Below are 16,531 nucleotides of genomic sequence, written 5' to 3'. Positions count from 1 at the left end.
ATACCCACCGTGAAATGGCGTCTGGGCAATCCCAGGCGCCATTTCGCCGTTTCCGGGACCTAGACCCGTCCCGATTCCTCCAGTCGCCGGGTGAATCCTCCCGCCGCACTATCACAACTTGACGGTACGCAGCAGGATATGCCCGCCCTCCTGAGTGGTGGTGCCGAACAGATAGGTATCGCCGCCATCGGCAAGCTTGAGCCTGTTGCGCAGTTGCGACGCGGTGAGCGGGAAATTACGCACGGCGATGTTCGCCTGCCGGACCCCGCCCAGCAACCGCCGCACATCCCTTTTGCCCATGCCGCCAATCGCCTCGACGGCGAAACCGCGGCCCGGAAAGTCCGTCACCGGTTCGTCGGCCACGAACAAGTGACTACTCGGCCCGATCTGCGTCACGCCATACCGCTCCTCGAGCAGATCGAAACAGCCGGCCTTCATGATCGACGCATTCGGCTCATACAGATATTTCATTTCCGGCAACGGTGCGGTACCTATGCGCAACCCACGTGTGTAGGCCGCGGAATCGTAATCGATCCGCTGATCATCGTTCACGCAGTACACACGCGGCGCACGCATGCCATTCCGCAACCGTCCCGTTCCGGCAGCACCGTCCAACACCAGCAGCAGTTCCTTGCATTCGTTGCCGGTGGAGACGATGTGCACTTGCGTCACCGCTCCGTCGAAATCGGTGACGGCCTTGCGCCAATCGAGCATCGGCGACAGCTTGACCATTACGAATCGCGCTTTGGCAAGCAGCGCATCACGCAGCGCGAGCACATCCGGCGTGCAGTCCTGCATGGCATACGTACGGGCGCCGTGCTCGTCGCGGCGGGCCGGATCCATGTAGATCAACGACACCGGCTGCATCGAACGCAGATATTCGATGCCGTCACCGCACACGACCTCCACCTGCCGCAATCCCAGCACCGTCATGTTATGCGCGGCCAGCCTGCACAGATGCGATTGCCTCTCCACGTACGTGGCATGTGTGAAGCCGCGTGCCAGATACGAACAATCCACGCCGAACCCACCAGTCAGATCCGCCATCGTCGGACCGGTTCTCCGTACCGACGATTCCTTTGCGCCCTGTTCTCCCGTACGTTCCGTTTCCATGCTGCAGGCGGTCTTCGCCACGCCTGCCTCGGATTGAGCCGGATCGCCGGCATGGTCGGCATCGGCGTGCAGCAGACGATCGGCGATTTCAGCCTTATATCGCGCCGTGAACTGCGACGAGCACTGTTCCATGGCAATATGAGGAGGGTAGATGATGTCGTCGCATTCGGCCCATTCCGGCAGCTTTTTGCGGGCGATCTGCCAACCGGCGATCTGATCGAGCGCCTGTGGCAGATCCAATCCGTCCATACGTTTGGTCTTCAACGCCAGTTCGCGCACGTCCTCGCTACGGTGAGCCCTCACGAACGCACGTGTTTCCGGGCTGATCATCGCCTCATGTTCCATATCCGTAATCATAGGTGCCCACTTCCCGGCACGATGTGAATAACGGTGGATATCTGTGGACGAATGTGGACAGCTTCCATATTTCGTGGTTGAAAATTCTGCATACCACGAAATATCGGTTTCGACTATTCCCCGTTTTTCGACGTGTGGATAGTAGGTTATCCACCTTATCCACAAAGGAAAATCCTTGCAAAAGGCCATTTTGTGAATATCTATGTGGACAAATCCTGCGCTTATCCCCGAGTTATCCTCAGCCATGACCCTACTTATCCACAAGGTTATTCACAGATGTGGAAAACTACACGCTTGTAACTTCCCGACTTCCCCGTCACGGGTCTTACCATAAAAACGGCCGCCGGCCTACCTGGGCCGACGGGCCGATCGATGCATCGAGGCCTATCCGATCAGAGCAATGCCGCGCCTACCGGATTGCCCATATTGCACAGCAGGTCAATCGCAATGATGGCAATCACCATGATCACCCCGTATACCAATGTGCGTCGTACCAGGCTTCTGCCGCGCAAGGCGCGCACTCCTGAGACCAGCAGCCAGGTGAAGATGCCGCCGAACAGGAACCCTCCCAGATGCGCCTGCCAGGCGATATTCGGCATGATGACCGGCATCAGGAAATTGATCAGCATCCAGATCATCATCGAACGGATATCGAGACCGATCCGGCGATAGACCACCAGAATGGCGGCGAACAGGCCGAACAAGGCACCGGAGGCACCGTACACAGGCGTAAGCCAGCCGGAACCGCTCGGGTCGAGTACGGCCCAGATCATCATGCCCGTACCGCCCGCCAATCCGGAGACGGTGTACAACGCAAGGAATGGCCAGTGCCCCATCATGCGTTCCAGCACCGGGCCCACGCACCACAGAGTCAACATGTTGAAGAGAATGTGCCACAACGAGTTCGGCTGATGCAGGAACATCGAAGTGATGAAGGTCCACGGTCGATGGATGGCGGTGGCGGGCATGAGCATGCCGGCGTTCAGCATGGCGCCGAGTCCGCCCTGCCATACGAGGTTCAGCAGCGCCTCCGCAATCCACACCACGATGCATATCGCCATGATGGCGGCGGTAATCAGCGGATCGCCGTTCCGCCAGCGATACCGCAGGGAGTGCGCAGAGAAAAGATCCTTGAACGAAGGGGAATCGGGAAATAAGCTGAATCGTTGGTAGGCCATGCCTTCAACTGTACTGGAGCCCACGGAGCCGACCGCTCACCGAACGGCTTCACTGCGCGGTTTTCTTTTGACATAGCCGGCATTTCCCCGCGCGTAAATCCACCCAATCGTCACATTCAAGGAATTATGATGGAAGGCAGAGTTGACTTGAACGAACAGGTCAGCCTGTGTATGGGAAAGGAGCCGTCATGGAGAACAAGTCTTCTAACGGTTGGAAGTTCTTCGCACTGCTCTTCGGAGCTTTGCTTGCAGCGGTCGTCGGTCTGTATGTCTACAAGCAGCAGAATCCGGACTACGACCCGTGGGAGGAACCATGGGAGAACAGCTCTTCCCCGGTTGACCTTGGTCTGACCAAGGATACCGCCGAACCGGAAGCCGAAGCTGAAACCGCCGAGCCGGAAGCCGCCTGATCACTTCCCTGTCATTACCTCATCAAGGTCCGTGCCCGAATGGGTGCGGACCTTTGTTATGCCACGCCAGTCCGTATAGCAACGACTTTCCGGCATCCTCGGCATCACCTCACCTTGGCCACACCAGCGTGACCAAACCGGAACGACGTTGCCGGCCGCCACGTCGACATGCTTTGGCCTCATACCCTTGTTCATTCAATGCGAAGGGCCGCCAGGAACGAATCCCGGCGGCCCTTCGGTCATCTATTCGGTTATCGCTCAGGCGAGCGGACCGGTCTTCCAGATGCGTTCCAGATAATCCTCGATGGAGCGATCGGAGCTGAAGTAGCCGGAGTTCGCCACGTTGATGAGGGCCTTGCGGTTCCACTCGAGCGGCTGGACGTACAGGGCCTCGATCTCGGCCTGGATGTCGGTGTAGGCACCGAAATCGGCGAGGGTCATGAACCAGTCCTTGGTGAGCCAGTCGTGGACGAGGTCCGCGTAAACGGACTTGTCGCCATTGGAGAAGGTACCGTCGGCAACCATATCGATGGCGGCCCTGAGACGCGGGTTGGCATCGTAGTACTTCTTCGGATCGTAACCGGCGGCGTAGAGGGCATCCACCTCGTCGACGGTCATGCCGAAGAGGAAGAAGTTCTCGGCGCCGACGCGCTCACGAATCTCGACGTTCGCACCATCAAGGGTGCCGACGGTCATGGCACCGTTGAGGGCGAACTTCATGTTGCCGGTGCCGGAGGCCTCCTTGCCGGCCTGAGAGATCTGCTCGTCAAGGTCGGTGGCCGGAATGAGGTGCTGGGCCAGTCGCACGTTGTAGTTCCACGGGAAGTACACGTTGAGCTTGCCCTTGACATCCGGATCGTTGTTGACGACGCGGGCCACGTTATTGATGAGCTGGATGGTCTGCTTGGCCAGATAGTAGCCCGGAGCGGCCTTGGCGCCGAACACCACGGTGCGCGGCAGAACCTCGTCGGCGGAGAGTCTGCCGGACTTGATGTCGGCGTAACGGGCGATCAGGGCCAGGATCTTCAATGCCTGACGCTTGTATTCGTGCAGACGCTTGACCATGGTGTTGATCATGGTGTTCGGGTCGATGTCGAAGCCGTACTCGCGCTTGGCGTAGTTGGCGAAGTCGACCTTGTTGGCCTGCTTGACGGCGGCGAACTTCTTGACGAATTCGTCATCGGCGGCCAGCGGCTCGAGGCCCTTGAGCAGCTCAAGGTCGCTGAGCCACCGGTCGGTGCCGAGACCCTCGGTGATGAGGTCGGACAGGCGCGGATTGGCCAGCTTGATGAAGCGGCGAGGGGTCACGCCGTTGGTCACGTTGGTGAACTTGCCCGGATACACGTCGGAGAAGTTCTTCAGGGTGACGTCCTTGAGGAGCTGGGAGTGCAGCTCGGCCACACCGTTGACGTGGGAACCGCCGTAAGTGGCGAGGTATGCCATGCGCACGGAGTCACCGGTGTAGATGGCCATGTCCTTGATGGTCTCGTCGGCAACGCCCTTGGCCTTGAGTTCGGACTCGAACTGGTCGTTGATCTTCTCGATGATCTCGAGGTGACGCGGCAGCAGTTCGCCGATGAGCTTGGACGGCCACACTTCCAGGGCTTCCGGAAGCAGGGTGTGGCAGGTGTAGTTGAAGGTCTTGTTGGTGATGGTCCACGCGGTATCCCAGTCGTAGCCGTACTCGTCCATGAGAACGCGCATGAGTTCCGGAATGCCGATGACCGGGTGGGTGTCGTTGAGCTGGAAGGTGATCTTGTCCGCGAACGTGGTCAGGTCCGGCTTGTCCTGGCCCGGGTAGAAGACGCGAATGGCGTCGTGGATGGAGGCGGACACGAAGAAGTACTGCTGCTCGAGACGCAGCGCCTTGCCCTGCGGGGTGGAATCTTCCGGATACAGGATCTTGGAGATGTTCTCCGCCTTGACCTGCGGCTTGACGGCGTCGAGATACTCAGACTTGTTGAAGGTGAGCAGATCGAACTCGTCGTAGCTCTTGGCGGCCCACAGGCGCAGGGTGTTCACACGGCCGGAGGCGTAGCCCGGAACCATGTAGTCGACCGGCACCGCGCGCACGGACCAAGCCGGCTTCCATACCTTCCTGCCGTTCTCTTCGACGACCTCACCGCCGAAGGAGACCTTCTGATCGCGGTTGTAGTCGATATGACCCCACGGCTCCTCGTTGGCGAGCCAGTAGTCCGGGGTTTCGATCTGCCTGCCGGCCTCGTCGAACTCCTGCTTGAAGATGCCGTACCTGTACTGGATGCCATAGCCGAACGCCGGCACGCCCAGCGAGGCCAGGGAATCGATGAAGCAGGCTGCCAGACGGCCCAGACCACCGTTGCCAAGGCCCGGCTCGTATTCGGCGTCGACAACGTCCTGCACGGAGAAGCCGAGGGACTCGACGGCCTCGTTGAACTGCTCGGTCAGGCCTGCGTTGAGCAGCGCGTTGCGCAGCTGCTTGCCGATCAGGAATTCGGCGGACAGATAGCCGACGGCCTTGGTGTTGCCGTTGACCATGTCGGCCTGGGTCTTCATCCAGGAATCCACAAGATGGCGACGGACTGCTGCCGAGACTGCGACATACACATCGGCCGGCTTGGCCTGCTCCGGCGTGACGCCCTGCGTGTACTTCAGCTGCTCGCGAATCTCATTCGCGAATTCAGCCGCGGTAACAGGGGACTTTGGTGCGGTAATTTCGGTCATTGATTGACTCCCTTTGACGGATTACTCTCCCTGAACATTATGCCTTGCCCCAGCGTCCTTGCGTATACGGCAGTATGAACACTTAGTAACACTATGCATACGTTCTCAAATTCAGCATACAACGTAATCACAGAAAGATGAAATTTCAAGTGATCACAATGCAGCATTCGTTTGCAAAATACCGCAAAAAAAGGTACGAATGATGATTGAGATCACCTACAATTTCCCTTCAACACGCCCCTTTTGAATTATGACCACGTTGTCTGCAGACACCCATCTTAGTCGTTTGCCGGCGGCAAAATACCGTTTATGGCTGTTATTCGAGAACAGGACCTCAACAAGGGGCGCGAAGCGTTTGCAGACTGGCTGCAGGAGGCACGGCGCATCATCGCCGATCGGACGCCGGCCGGCGGCACGGAGGCACTTGACCTTAAGCTGAATCTCTCGCCGAAGCTACCGCGTCAGACATGGGCGATGGCCGTGCGCTACTCGCTGCATTTGCTGGAGAACAAGGCCCCCGGCGAAGGCGTGGAGGTGCGGGTGGCACCGTGGGGAGCCATCAAAATACTGGACGGACCGGCTTCGGACCCGCATAATCTCACCCCTCCGGATGTCATCGAACTGGAACCGGACGTGTGGATGCGTCTGGCCACCGGCATCACCAGCTGGGCGGAGGAAAGAGAGGCCGGCCGCATCACCGCGGTCGGCGAACGTGACGATCTGAGCGACCTGCTGCCGCTTCCGTAGAGGAGTCCGTGATATGGAAAAGCCGTGGCCGAACGGAATGATCGTTCTGCCACGGCTTTTTCAAGTGTGCGAATGCACTCAGTCCTGCTTCTTCGGCTTCAGTGCACTGGGCACCGGCATCGGGATGGGCTTGTGCGGCTTCGGTGCAGCGGCCTTGGTCACCGGGATCTCGCCGCTGGTGGCCTTTGCCGCGGCTTCGGCGGCCCACTTGGCGTACTCGTCGAGATCATCGGCAGGTTCGGAAGACCCCCGCTCGTCGTCAGCAGACTCATGTTCACTGTCCGCATGCTGAACATATTTGGTTTCGATGTCGGCGAAGGGGTCGAAGGAACCCGAACCGGGTTCCTGGGCACCAAGCTCCTTGGCAAGCTCATCGTAATCGGTGTCGGTGGTCAGGTACTTGAGCTTTCGGGCTATTTTCTGCTGTTTGGCTTTCTGACGTCCGCGGCCCATCTGACCCCCTGAGGATTACTGTGCTATCAATTCATCAAACACGAGAGTACCACTTGTTGAGCCCCGTTTCGTTGTCGGCTCAGACTTTTACGATAAAATCGTTTATTTTTGTAGGAAAAAGGACACACGATGACGGACGACACCCAGGAACAGCAGATCACCGCTGCAGGCAATGAGATGAGCGCAAGTTTCCTCGCCGCAAAGAAGCGTTCCGATGCGACGCTGGCCAAGTTGGAGGAGAATCCGGGCAAGTTCACCATGCTGACCGGCGACCGGCCGACCGGCCGTCTGCATCTGGGTCACTATTTCGGTTCCATCCGCGAACGCGTGGCCATGCAGAACCGTGGCGTGAACTCCAACATCATCATCGCCGACTATCAGGTGATCACCGACCGCGACACCACCGAGCACATCGAAGACAACGTGCTCAATCTGGTGCTCGACTACATGGCCGCGGGCATCGATCCGAACAAGACCATGATCTTCACGCATTCCGCCGTCCCGGCCGAGAACCAGCTCATGCTGCCGTTCCTGTCGCTGGTCACCGAGGCCGAACTGCACCGCAACCCGACCGTGAAGTCCGAGATGGAGGCCTCCGGTCATGCGCTGACCGGCCTGCTGCTCACCTACCCGGTGCACCAGGCATGCGACATCCTGTTCTGCAAGGCGAACGTGGTGCCAATCGGCAAGGACAACCTGCCTCACGTCGAGATCACCCGCACCATCGCCCGCCGGTTCAATGAACGTTACGCCAAGAAGCGTCCGGTATTCCCGGAGCCGGCCGCGATCCTGTCCGAAGCGCCGGAAATCCCAGGTCTGGACGGCCGCAAGATGAGCAAGTCCTACGGCAATTCCATCATGCTGGGCGCCACCGCCGAGGAGACCGCCAAGCTGATCAAGAAGAGCCCGACCGATTCCGAACGCCGTATCACCTTCGATCCGATCGCCCGCCCGCAGGTCTCCGCGCTGCTGACCACCGCCGGCCTTGTGACCGGTCGCGATCCGAAGGAGATCGCCGAGGAGATCGGCGATTCCGGTGCAGGCGCGCTGAAGCAATACGTAATCGAATCCGTGAACGAGTTCCTGGCCCCGCACCGCGAACGCCGTGTCGAGCTGTCCAAAGACATGGATTCCATCCGAGACATCCTGCACGACGGCAACAAGCGCGCGAACGAGATCGCCAACGAGACGCTGGAGCAGGTACGTGAGGCCATGGGCATGCGATACTGAGCAGTCCTTACGAGAATCCCTTACGAAGCCTCTTACGGAAAAAGGTGTTGGATCCGCCGGCCGCAACGGATCCAACACCTTTTTCATACCTATCCCGCGGTACCGTTCCCAGGTCGCAAGTGCCGTTCCCGGGCTCCCGAGAACGGGTCGGACCGGCGGCGGGATACCCTTAGAACTGCGCGCGACGCTCGCCGGCGGCGATTTCGGCGGCCACCAGATCGTCATCGACCTTGCGGTCGTTCGGATCGTCAAGATAGTGGTCGAATTCGTACAGCACCTCGTCACTCGGTGCCGGCGTCAGGAGCGAGACCGCCACGATGCACAGCAGCGAGACGATGAAGGCCGGCAGCAGTTCGTAGATGGCGAATACGCCGCCAAGCGGCTTGATGAGATTATGCCAGATCAGCACCATCGCGGTGCCGGAGATCATGCCGGCGACCGCGCCGTACTTGTTGGTGCGGCGCCAGTACAGCGAGGTCAGCATCAACGGGCCGAAGGACGCCCCCAGGCCGGCCCATGCGTACGAGACGACTTGGAAGATCGAGGAATTCTGATCGAAGGCGACCACAATGCCGAACAGGAACATGACCAGCAGCGTGATGCGCGCCACCATCATGACCTGACGATCCGTTGCCTTACGGTGGATCAGTCCGCGGAAGATGTTCTCGCCGACCGCGGAGGCGCCGATGATCATGTAGCTTGACGAGGAGCTCATGGATGCGGCGAAGATGCCGGACACGACGATGCCGCACATGAAGCTCGGCAACAGCGCCTGCGATACCACGATGAAGATGTTCTCGGCAGCCGACTGCGTGGTGAACTGCGTCGGCATCATGGCACGGCCGACCAGGCCGATGCACACGCCGCATGCGAGCGAGATCACACACCACGTGGTGGCGATGATGCGGGACTTCCTGATCTCCTCGGAGCTACGGATCGACAGGAAGCGCACAAGCACCTGCGGCATGCCGAAGTAGCCCAGTCCCCATGCCAGCATGGAGATCATGGTGATCACGCCGTAATCGGTCGGCGTGCCGAACATGGCCTGCCCGGCCTTGACGATCTGCTCGCCGGCGTCGTTGAGCACCGGGGTGGCCATGTGCGTGCCGTCGAGAAAGCCCGGGATTCCCTTGAGGAAGGCCACGGTGTTGTCGATGCCGCCGGCGGAGGCTATCGAGCCCACGAAAACCACCGCCAGAGCGAAGAACATGAGCAGGCCTTGGATGAAGTCGGTCACCACCACGGACAGGTAGCCGCCGATGATGGTGTAGGCGAATACGACGGCCGCGCCGATCACCATGGTCAGATGGTAGTCCCAGCCGAACAGCGTGGAGAACAGTTTGCCGACGGTCACGAAGCAGCTGCCGACATACACGCAGAAGAACACGAGGATGATCAGCGCGGCAATCGTGGAGACGATGTTCTTTGTATCGTGGAAGCGCTTCGAGAAGAAGTCCGGGATGGTGATGGCATCACCTGCGACCACCGAATAGCGGCGCAGGCGCCGGGCCACGAGCTTCCAGTTGAGATAGGTGCCGATGGCCAGGCCCAACGCCGTCCACAATGGATCGGCGGCACCGGTGAAGTAAGCGACGCCAGGCAATCCCATCAGCAGCCATCCGCTCATGTCGGAGGCTTCGGCGCTCAAGGCCGTCAGCCACGGGCCGACGCCGCGCCCACCCGCGAAGTACTGGCGCGTGGATGAGTTGGATCGTTTGGAATAGACGAATCCGATGGCGAGCATGGCCACGAAATAGATGACCATGGCCAGCAATACCCAGAAATCCTTGGAGACCACGTATCTCTCCCTCTCAAAAAAACGTGCGACTCGTTTAATCTATCGTCTGAATATCACATGCCGTCGAAACGTCTCATCCCAGAGCGAGAAAGCGGTGCGCCGCTGGTGGGATCCTAGATGTCGTAGCGCCAGGACCTGTCGGTGATCACTCGCGCCATGGCCAGCCCGATCGGCAGGCAGAGAATCACCATGAAGGCGCGGAAGGCCCAATCGAGGGCGTTCAGGGTATCGAATTCACCGAGATGGAACATGGCCTGGTACATGTACAGGCCGGGCACCATGATCACGATGGATGGCACGGTCAGGCAGATGCGCGGATAGCCAAGGTGAGGTGCCAGCAGGCCATGACGCACGGCGGAACGCCATGCGGAGGCCAGCAGGCCGGCAAGCAGTGCGCCGATGAAGGCGCCGGCTTCGGCGGGAACGCCCATGTCGACGATTTCCAGGCGCAGGGTGTCGGTGATCATGCCGATGGTGGCGGCGACCAGGCACATGCGTTGCGGGGAGTTGAACATCACGGAGAAGCCCCATACGCCGATGAAGGCGAACAGCATGCGTAGCAGGCAGTTGACCACGGGATCGAGTCCGAGCGGCTCGAATCCCTGCGGATTCAGATGCACGATGGAGGCGACCATCCATCCCGCCAAGGTGGCCATCAGGATGATGCAGAACACGTAGGTGATGCGTTGCACGCCCGACGGGAAGTCGATTTTCGCCATATCGAGACCGCCGGTTATCAGGGGGAAGCCGGGGATCACGAACAGCATGGCGCCGATGTAGGCGGTATCGTGCTGCAAGGCTATCGGGTTGAAGACGCCGATCAGTCGCAGCGTGCCGGTGCAGGCGAGCGCCGCGACGGCCACGCACACGAAGGTCACGAAGAACTGGTTGAGATGATGGGCGAACAGGCGCCGCCGCAACCAGTGGCCGAGACCGGCGCCGATGAAGGCGCCGACCATGTCGAAAGGACCACCGCCAAGCAGGAATACGAAGGATGCGCAGGCGCTTGCCGAGGCGAATCCGGCGAAGGCCGGCGAGTAGAGCGGCTTGCGATGTTCGATCATGTCGAGTCGCTCGTGCGCCTGACGCACGGTGATGCCGGTCTGGTCGTCCTGGGTTTTGCCGACATGGTCGAAATGTTCGGCATATTGGCCTTTCGGCGGCTTGTACCGACGGTCCTTGAGGCGTCCCTTCGCCTCACCGTGTTGTTGCGCCGAATCGGCGCGATCGGAACGGTGCCCGGCTTCCTCGATATCGCGCAGGTGCAACGGATGCGCGACCGATTCCTCGTCCTTGGAACGTTCCGTCACCATTTCCAGCGCGCCGAGCACCGGATCGTCCGAGCCCTCCTGGTTCCGTCCGGCCTTCCGCCGCTCCCTGAGCTTCTTCGACAGCTCGGCGGATACCTGGGAGGCGTCCCTCTTGTCGAGATGCTGCATCAGTCCTTCGGAGACGCCGGATTGGCTGTGATACATCGAGCCTTTGCCGAGGTTGACGTTAAACCAGTCGGCGAAGTGTTCGAGCAGCCAGATACGTTCGGTGTTGACGCCGGTGGTCGGCAGGTCGATGACCTCCGTGATGCGGTCTTTGCCGTCGGTGCAGGAGGCCTCGATATCGGTGAGGTTCACGTCCGCACGCACGTGGACGCCGAGCGGATAGGCGATGCGATGCATCATCTCGCGCACGCGGAAGCTTCCCGTGCCCGCGCCCAGATCGAGCATGCCGACGCGTACGATCACGCTGGCCTTGGCGGCGATGCCGGCTTCGGTAACCGGCTTGTTCCAGTCACGCTCGATGTCTTCCATGTCGAGGGGGATGGAATGAGTATGGAATTTGCTGACGGCCTTCGCGCCGTTTTCAGCATTCTCGTCATGTTGATGTTCTGAGCTCACACCATTCAGGTCTAGCGTGGGGGCTGGCCGCAAGGTTTCGCCACACTCCCCCGATTCCATTTTCCGGACATTTGCCGCCCACAATGCGGACAATCCGCACGGGTTCGTAATACAAGTGTCGATTACGCGCGCTTACAATGTTCACGCATTAGCTTAACCAAACTTAAGGCTTTGGGCTCGCAACGGACGGCCAAAACAATCGCGGAGGAGCCGCGAAGGACCGGCAGACCGAGCAACCTGATGGTTTGGAGAAGGAGGTCTGATGACAACTCATGATCAACAGATCACGCCCGCGGACGCGGCCATCGTCTCGTCCGGCACCGGAACCAAGGGTCCCGAAGAGCGCGATCTTCCCGCATCACTCAAAGAGGAAATGGATCTGTGCCTGCAGATTCTTCGTGAGGTCCTCGGTGAATTCGACGAACGACTGCTGGAGACCTTCGACGAGGTTCGCGGCTACGCATTGAACGCCAGCGCCGAACGTTTCGCCGGCATTCTGACGGACACCAACCCCAATCAGGACGATTTGCAGAACGTGGTCGGCACCGTCGACAAGATGAACATACACGACGCCCAGCTGCTGGCCCGCGCATTCGCGACGTATTTCCATCTGGCCAACCTGTGCGAGGAGAACTACCGCGTCTCCGTGCTGCATCAGCGCGAATCCGCCGTGGATGGGAACCAGGCGGTCGACCCGGTGAACGAAATGACCTGCGCCTACCATCAGCTCATCAACGAGCTGGGCCCGGCCAGAGCCAAGGACCTGCTCGACAAGCTCGAGTTCCATCCGGTATTCACCGCACATCCGACCGAGGCCCGCCGCAAGGCCGTGGAAGGCAAGATCCGCCGCATCTCCCGACTGCTCGAGGTCCACAAGATGCTCGGTGGCTCGGACAGGAAGGAGAACTCCCGCCGTCTGTTCAACGAGATCGACGCCCTGTTCCGCACCTCTCCGATCGCGCTGAAGAAGCCGACACCCGTCGAGGAAGCGGACACGATTCTCGACATTTTCGACAACACGCTGTTCTACACCATCCCGCAGGTCTACCGTCGTTTCGACGATTGGGTCCTCGGAGACAAGGCCGGACTGGTCTCGCCGGTATGCCCGGCGTTCTTCCATCCGGGAAGCTGGATCGGCTCCGACCGCGACGGCAACCCGAACGTCACCGCCAAGGTGAGCCGTCAGGTGGCCCGCAAGTTCAGCGACCATGTGTTGGGCGCATTGGAGATCGAGACCCGCACCGTCGGCAAGAACCTGACGATGGAGGCCGGCACCACCCCGCCAAGCGACGAGCTCAAGAGCCTGTGGAACCATCAGAAGGAGATGAGCGAGAGGCTCACCGACAAGGCCGCGCTGATCTCCACCAAGGAGATGCACCGCGCCGTCATGCTGGTCATGGCCGATCGTCTGCACTACACCATCGAGCGTGACGCCGACCTGATGTATCACTCCTGCGACGAATTCCTGCAGGATCTGAAGATCGTCCAGCGTTCCCTGGCCGCGGCCAACGCCAAGCGCTCCGCATATGGCCCGGTGCAGGATCTGATCTGGCAGACGGAGACCTTCGGCTTCCATATGGTCGAGATGGAGTTCCGCCAGCATTCCGTGGTGCATTCGCGCGCGCTGGAAGACATTCGCGAGCATGGTCTGCACGGCGAACGCGGACCGTTGCAGCCGATGACCCACGAAGTGCTCGACACCTTCCGTGCGCTCGGCGCCATCCAGAAGCGCAACGGCATCAAGGCCGCCCGCCGTTACATCATCTCCTTCACCAAGAGCGCCAAGAACATCAAGGACGTGTACGAGCTGAACCGCCTGGCGTTCTCCCGCCCCGAGGATGCTCCTACCATCGACGTGATCCCGCTGTTCGAGCAGCTTGAGGATCTGCAGAATTCGGTCAACGTGCTTGAAGACATGATCAAGATCCCGGAGGTGCAGGCTCGTCTGAAGGCCACCGGCGGCAAGCTCGAGGTCATGCTCGGCTACTCCGACTCCTCGAAGGACGCCGGCCCGACCTCCGCCACGCTGGCCCTGCATTCCGCCCAGGAGCGCATCGCCAAGTGGGCGGAGTCGCACGATATCGATCTGACCCTGTTCCATGGCCGCGGCGGTGCCGTCGGTCGTGGCGGCGGCCCGGCCAATCGCGCCGTGCTCGCGCAGCCGGTCGGTTCCGTGAAGTGCCGTTTCAAGCTCACCGAGCAGGGCGAGGTCATCTTCGCTCGCTATGGCAATCCGGTTCTGGCCATTCGCCATGTGGAGTCCGTTGCGGCCGCGACGCTGCTGCAGTCCGCTCCGAGCGTGGAGAAGCGCAACACCGACATGACCGAGAAGTACGCCGACATGGCGAACAAGCTCGATGAGTCCGCGCACAGCCGCTTCCTCGACCTGCTGAACACCGACGGCTTCGCACCGTGGTTCTCCACGGTCACGCCGCTGACCGAAATCGGTCTGCTGCCGATCGGCTCCCGCCCGGCGAAGCGCGGCCTCGGCGCCAAGTCCCTTGACGATCTGCGCACCATTCCGTGGATCTTCTCCTGGGCCCAGGCACGCATCAATCTGGCCGCATGGTATGGTCTCGGCACCGCATGCGAGCGGTTCGGAGACCTTGCCACCCTGCGTAAGGCGTATGAGGAATGGCCGCTGTTCTCGACGTTCATCGACAACATCGAGATGTCGCTGGCCAAGACCGACGAGCGCATCGCCAAGATGTATCTCGCCCTTGGCGACCGTGAGGATCTCAACGAGAAGGTCTTGGGCGAAATGGAGCTCACCCGCAAATGGGTGCTCAAGATCGTCGGCGACGAATGGCCGTTGCAGCACCGTCATGTACTCGGACAGGCCATCCGCATCCGTTCCCCGTACGTGGATGCACTGTCCGTCACCCAGGTGCTCGCCCTGAAGTCACTGCGCAAGCGGGTGGATAAGGAGGAGTTCGACCACGGTCAGAAGGAGAACTACACCTATCTGATCCTGTGCACCGTTTCGGGTGTCGCCGCAGGCCTGCAGAACACCGGCTGATTCACACTCCGGATCCCTTGGAGGCCCTCGTCCGATTGGATGGACGAGGGCCTCCCTGTATTCGGGGGTACGACTCGCTTCCCGGGGTAGCATTGAAATGGAGACAAGGAGGTTTCCATGAAACGCGCGCACCCCACGGCACAGGCAGAAAAGCGTAGGGCCACAATCATCGTCACCATTCTCATATCCGCACTGGTGGTGACAGGTGCGGCAATCACCCACAGTCTGGGCATGTGGGGTGCGAAGCCCGCGACGATGGCCACGTCCCCGGGCACGAAGACCACAACATCGCAACCACGGGCAAGGCAATCCTCACCATCACAGGAACAGACGAACAAACAGGCCACACCATCCGAGAATGAATCGCCGTCACCGAAACCAGCATTGCATGTGGAGGCGCAATCATACGAATTCGACATGCCGGAGTACTGGCGGGACCGTGTCACGGCGCATGTGGACGGCGATACCGTAACGCTGCTGTCCAAGGCCTATCCGGACATGGATCATCCGATCTGCAACATCCACGTCGCCAGTGGCGAAAATCCGAGGAGCGCGGGTGATATAGGCAGTTTCCTCATCGGTTGGTTACCGATGACATCCGACCAGCATATCGAAGTGTGGGCATACCGGTATCCGGTCATCGCGGCATCGCCAGACAGCGACATTTCACCGCAAACAGATGCGAAGTATGCGGATCTCACCGACCTGCAATCCGGAGGCACAGTGGACTACGCCAGTGTCAAGGACACACTGATATCAACCGACATGCGTGACATTGAAGGCCTCTTCCCCATAGACACATGGCTCACCAGCAACCTTGTCGACGTCATCAAGGTGAAATGACACATACTGCCAACAAACGGCCAGTCCGAACCGTATGATGTTCCTAATCTCAAACGATGGAGGCCATGTCGATGACGGACGAACTGTTTATGGACCAGAATGACGTCGAAGGAACGGCAAGCGGCGTGTGGAGCCGCATGTTGGCCGGCAATCGCAGGTTCGCCGACGGCAGGCCCGAACATCCGAACCGCAGCGCGGAGGCGCGCGAGGCACTCATCGACACGCATGAGCCTGATGCGGCCGTATTGTGCTGCTCCGACGCACGCGTAAGCCCCGACATCATCTTCGACGCAGGTATCGGCGACCTGTTCACCGTGCGCACGGCAGGCCAGGTCATCGACAACGCCGTAACCGCCTCCCTCGACTATGCGGTGGACGTACTCGGCGTACGTCTGCTGGTGGTGCTCGGTCACCAGAACTGCGGCGCGATCAAACAAGCCGTCAAGGAATACGACGCCCTGCTGCACAGTCTGACCGCCGGCGCCGAGGATTCGCTCATGGCCGCCGACAGCGTCGCCGATCTCGACGAGCGCATCATGAACGCGGAATCGATCATGCTGCGCACCGTCGGCTTCTCCATCTGGCAGGCACACGAATCGGAACTCGAATCCAACGAGGATTTCGAACGCGTACACATCGCACGCACCATCGAACAGCTGGTCGAGCGCTCCGAATCAGTCCAGCGGGCGCTCGCCGCCGACCGGCTTATGATCGTCGGTGCCCGCTATCAGCTTGATTCCGGCAAGGTCGAGGTCCTGAGCTTCTGAGATACCGTTTGACATGCCGTT

Annotated in this window: 12 protein-coding genes; 6 read left to right on the top strand and 6 right to left on the bottom strand. The window is 60.2% G+C overall.

Features of this window, described 5'->3' with window-relative positions; genetic code table 11:
• Window positions 1-111: 111 nt before the first annotated feature.
• The gene (locus tag BMOU_RS06630) at window positions 112-1,470 is read right to left on the bottom strand and encodes a THUMP-like domain-containing protein (RefSeq protein WP_034876072.1); all 1,359 of its coding nucleotides are present in this window, start codon (window positions 1,468-1,470) and stop codon (window positions 112-114) included.
• Window positions 1,471-1,862: 392 nt separating this feature from the next.
• Window positions 1,863-2,648, bottom strand: a complete 786-nt coding sequence (locus BMOU_RS06625; protein ID WP_034876070.1) for a rhomboid family intramembrane serine protease — start codon at window positions 2,646-2,648, stop codon at window positions 1,863-1,865.
• A 188-nt stretch (window positions 2,649-2,836) separates the two neighbouring features.
• On the opposite strand from BMOU_RS06625, the gene BMOU_RS06620 reads away from it, so the two are divergent.
• Window positions 2,837-3,058 carry a hypothetical protein gene (locus BMOU_RS06620; protein WP_034876068.1) on the top strand — a complete coding sequence of 74 codons (222 nt, stop codon included), beginning with the start codon at window positions 2,837-2,839 and terminating at the stop codon, window positions 3,056-3,058.
• Window positions 3,059-3,316: 258 nt separating this feature from the next.
• Here the strand turns inward: BMOU_RS06620 and BMOU_RS06610 are convergent, their stop codons facing one another.
• Window positions 3,317-5,761, bottom strand: a complete 2,445-nt coding sequence (locus tag BMOU_RS06610) for a glycogen/starch/alpha-glucan phosphorylase (RefSeq protein WP_034876064.1) — start codon at window positions 5,759-5,761, stop codon at window positions 3,317-3,319.
• Window positions 5,762-6,070: 309 nt separating this feature from the next.
• Here BMOU_RS06610 and BMOU_RS06605 point away from each other — a divergent pair, with 309 nt between their 5' ends.
• Complete coding sequence (locus BMOU_RS06605; RefSeq protein ID WP_034876062.1) at window positions 6,071-6,508, top strand: sterol carrier family protein; 438 nt, start codon at window positions 6,071-6,073, stop codon at window positions 6,506-6,508.
• A gap of 78 nt (window positions 6,509-6,586) precedes the next feature.
• On the opposite strand, the gene BMOU_RS06600 is transcribed toward BMOU_RS06605, so the two are convergent.
• Window positions 6,587-6,961, bottom strand: coding sequence for a DUF3073 domain-containing protein (locus BMOU_RS06600; protein WP_034876060.1), 375 nt, complete (start codon window positions 6,959-6,961; stop codon window positions 6,587-6,589).
• Window positions 6,962-7,090: 129 nt separating this feature from the next.
• Here BMOU_RS06600 and trpS point away from each other — a divergent pair, with 129 nt between their 5' ends.
• Window positions 7,091-8,191: a tryptophan--tRNA ligase gene (gene trpS, locus BMOU_RS06595; RefSeq protein ID WP_034876058.1), complete on the top strand. Its 1,101-nt coding sequence runs from the start codon at window positions 7,091-7,093 to the stop codon at window positions 8,189-8,191.
• 169 nt (window positions 8,192-8,360) lie between these two features.
• Here the strand turns inward: trpS and BMOU_RS06590 are convergent, their stop codons facing one another.
• Both BMOU_RS06590 and BMOU_RS06585 read right to left on the bottom strand, forming a co-directional pair.
• Complete coding sequence (locus tag BMOU_RS06590; protein ID WP_171002039.1) at window positions 8,361-9,956, bottom strand: sodium/proline symporter; 1,596 nt, start codon at window positions 9,954-9,956, stop codon at window positions 8,361-8,363.
• A 146-nt stretch (window positions 9,957-10,102) separates the two neighbouring features.
• Entirely contained in the window at window positions 10,103-11,941 is a 1,839-nt protein-coding gene (locus tag BMOU_RS06585; RefSeq protein WP_034876052.1) for a threonine/serine exporter family protein, read from the bottom strand.
• Between the two features lie 202 nt (window positions 11,942-12,143).
• Here BMOU_RS06585 and BMOU_RS06580 point away from each other — a divergent pair, with 202 nt between their 5' ends.
• The 3 genes from BMOU_RS06580 to BMOU_RS06570 all read left to right on the top strand — a co-directional run bounded on the left by BMOU_RS06580 (window position 12,144) and on the right by BMOU_RS06570 (window position 16,510).
• Window positions 12,144-14,900 (top strand): phosphoenolpyruvate carboxylase, encoded by a 2,757-nt coding sequence (locus tag BMOU_RS06580; RefSeq protein ID WP_034876049.1) that lies wholly within the window; start codon window positions 12,144-12,146, stop codon window positions 14,898-14,900.
• Window positions 14,901-15,017: 117 nt separating this feature from the next.
• Complete coding sequence (locus tag BMOU_RS06575; protein WP_034876046.1) at window positions 15,018-15,743, top strand: hypothetical protein; 726 nt, start codon at window positions 15,018-15,020, stop codon at window positions 15,741-15,743.
• An 89-nt stretch (window positions 15,744-15,832) separates the two neighbouring features.
• On the top strand, window positions 15,833-16,510 hold the full coding sequence (locus BMOU_RS06570) for a carbonic anhydrase (protein ID WP_171002038.1): 678 nt from the start codon (window positions 15,833-15,835) through the stop codon (window positions 16,508-16,510).
• Window positions 16,511-16,531 lie beyond the last annotated feature (21 nt).

Origin of the sequence: Bifidobacterium moukalabense DSM 27321 (assembly GCF_000522505.1) — a bacterium.
Lineage (GTDB): Bacteria > Actinomycetota > Actinomycetes > Actinomycetales > Bifidobacteriaceae > Bifidobacterium > Bifidobacterium moukalabense.
Note: the sequence above shows the minus strand (reverse complement) of the source record. Positions and strands in the feature narration are given on the sequence as shown.

Excerpts from the sequence above, each read along its gene's own strand:
- BMOU_RS06580 (WP_034876049.1), top strand. The coding sequence starts at position 12,144 with ATGACAACTCATGATCAACAGATCACGCCCGCGGACGCGGCCATCGTC.
- BMOU_RS06590 (WP_171002039.1), bottom strand. The coding sequence starts at position 9,956 with ATGGTCATCTATTTCGTGGCCATGCTCGCCATCGGATTCGTCTATTCC.
- BMOU_RS06600 (WP_034876060.1), bottom strand. The coding sequence starts at position 6,961 with ATGGGCCGCGGACGTCAGAAAGCCAAACAGCAGAAAATAGCCCGAAAG.
- BMOU_RS06575 (WP_034876046.1), top strand. The coding sequence starts at position 15,018 with ATGAAACGCGCGCACCCCACGGCACAGGCAGAAAAGCGTAGGGCCACA.
- BMOU_RS06625 (WP_034876070.1), bottom strand. The coding sequence starts at position 2,648 with ATGGCCTACCAACGATTCAGCTTATTTCCCGATTCCCCTTCGTTCAAG.
- BMOU_RS06630 (WP_034876072.1), bottom strand. The coding sequence starts at position 1,470 with ATGATTACGGATATGGAACATGAGGCGATGATCAGCCCGGAAACACGT.
- trpS (WP_034876058.1), top strand. The coding sequence starts at position 7,091 with ATGACGGACGACACCCAGGAACAGCAGATCACCGCTGCAGGCAATGAG.
- BMOU_RS06605 (WP_034876062.1), top strand. The coding sequence starts at position 6,071 with ATGGCTGTTATTCGAGAACAGGACCTCAACAAGGGGCGCGAAGCGTTT.
- BMOU_RS06585 (WP_034876052.1), bottom strand. The coding sequence starts at position 11,941 with ATGGAATCGGGGGAGTGTGGCGAAACCTTGCGGCCAGCCCCCACGCTA.
- BMOU_RS06570 (WP_171002038.1), top strand. The coding sequence starts at position 15,833 with ATGGACCAGAATGACGTCGAAGGAACGGCAAGCGGCGTGTGGAGCCGC.
- BMOU_RS06620 (WP_034876068.1), top strand. The coding sequence starts at position 2,837 with ATGGAGAACAAGTCTTCTAACGGTTGGAAGTTCTTCGCACTGCTCTTC.
- BMOU_RS06610 (WP_034876064.1), bottom strand. The coding sequence starts at position 5,761 with ATGACCGAAATTACCGCACCAAAGTCCCCTGTTACCGCGGCTGAATTC.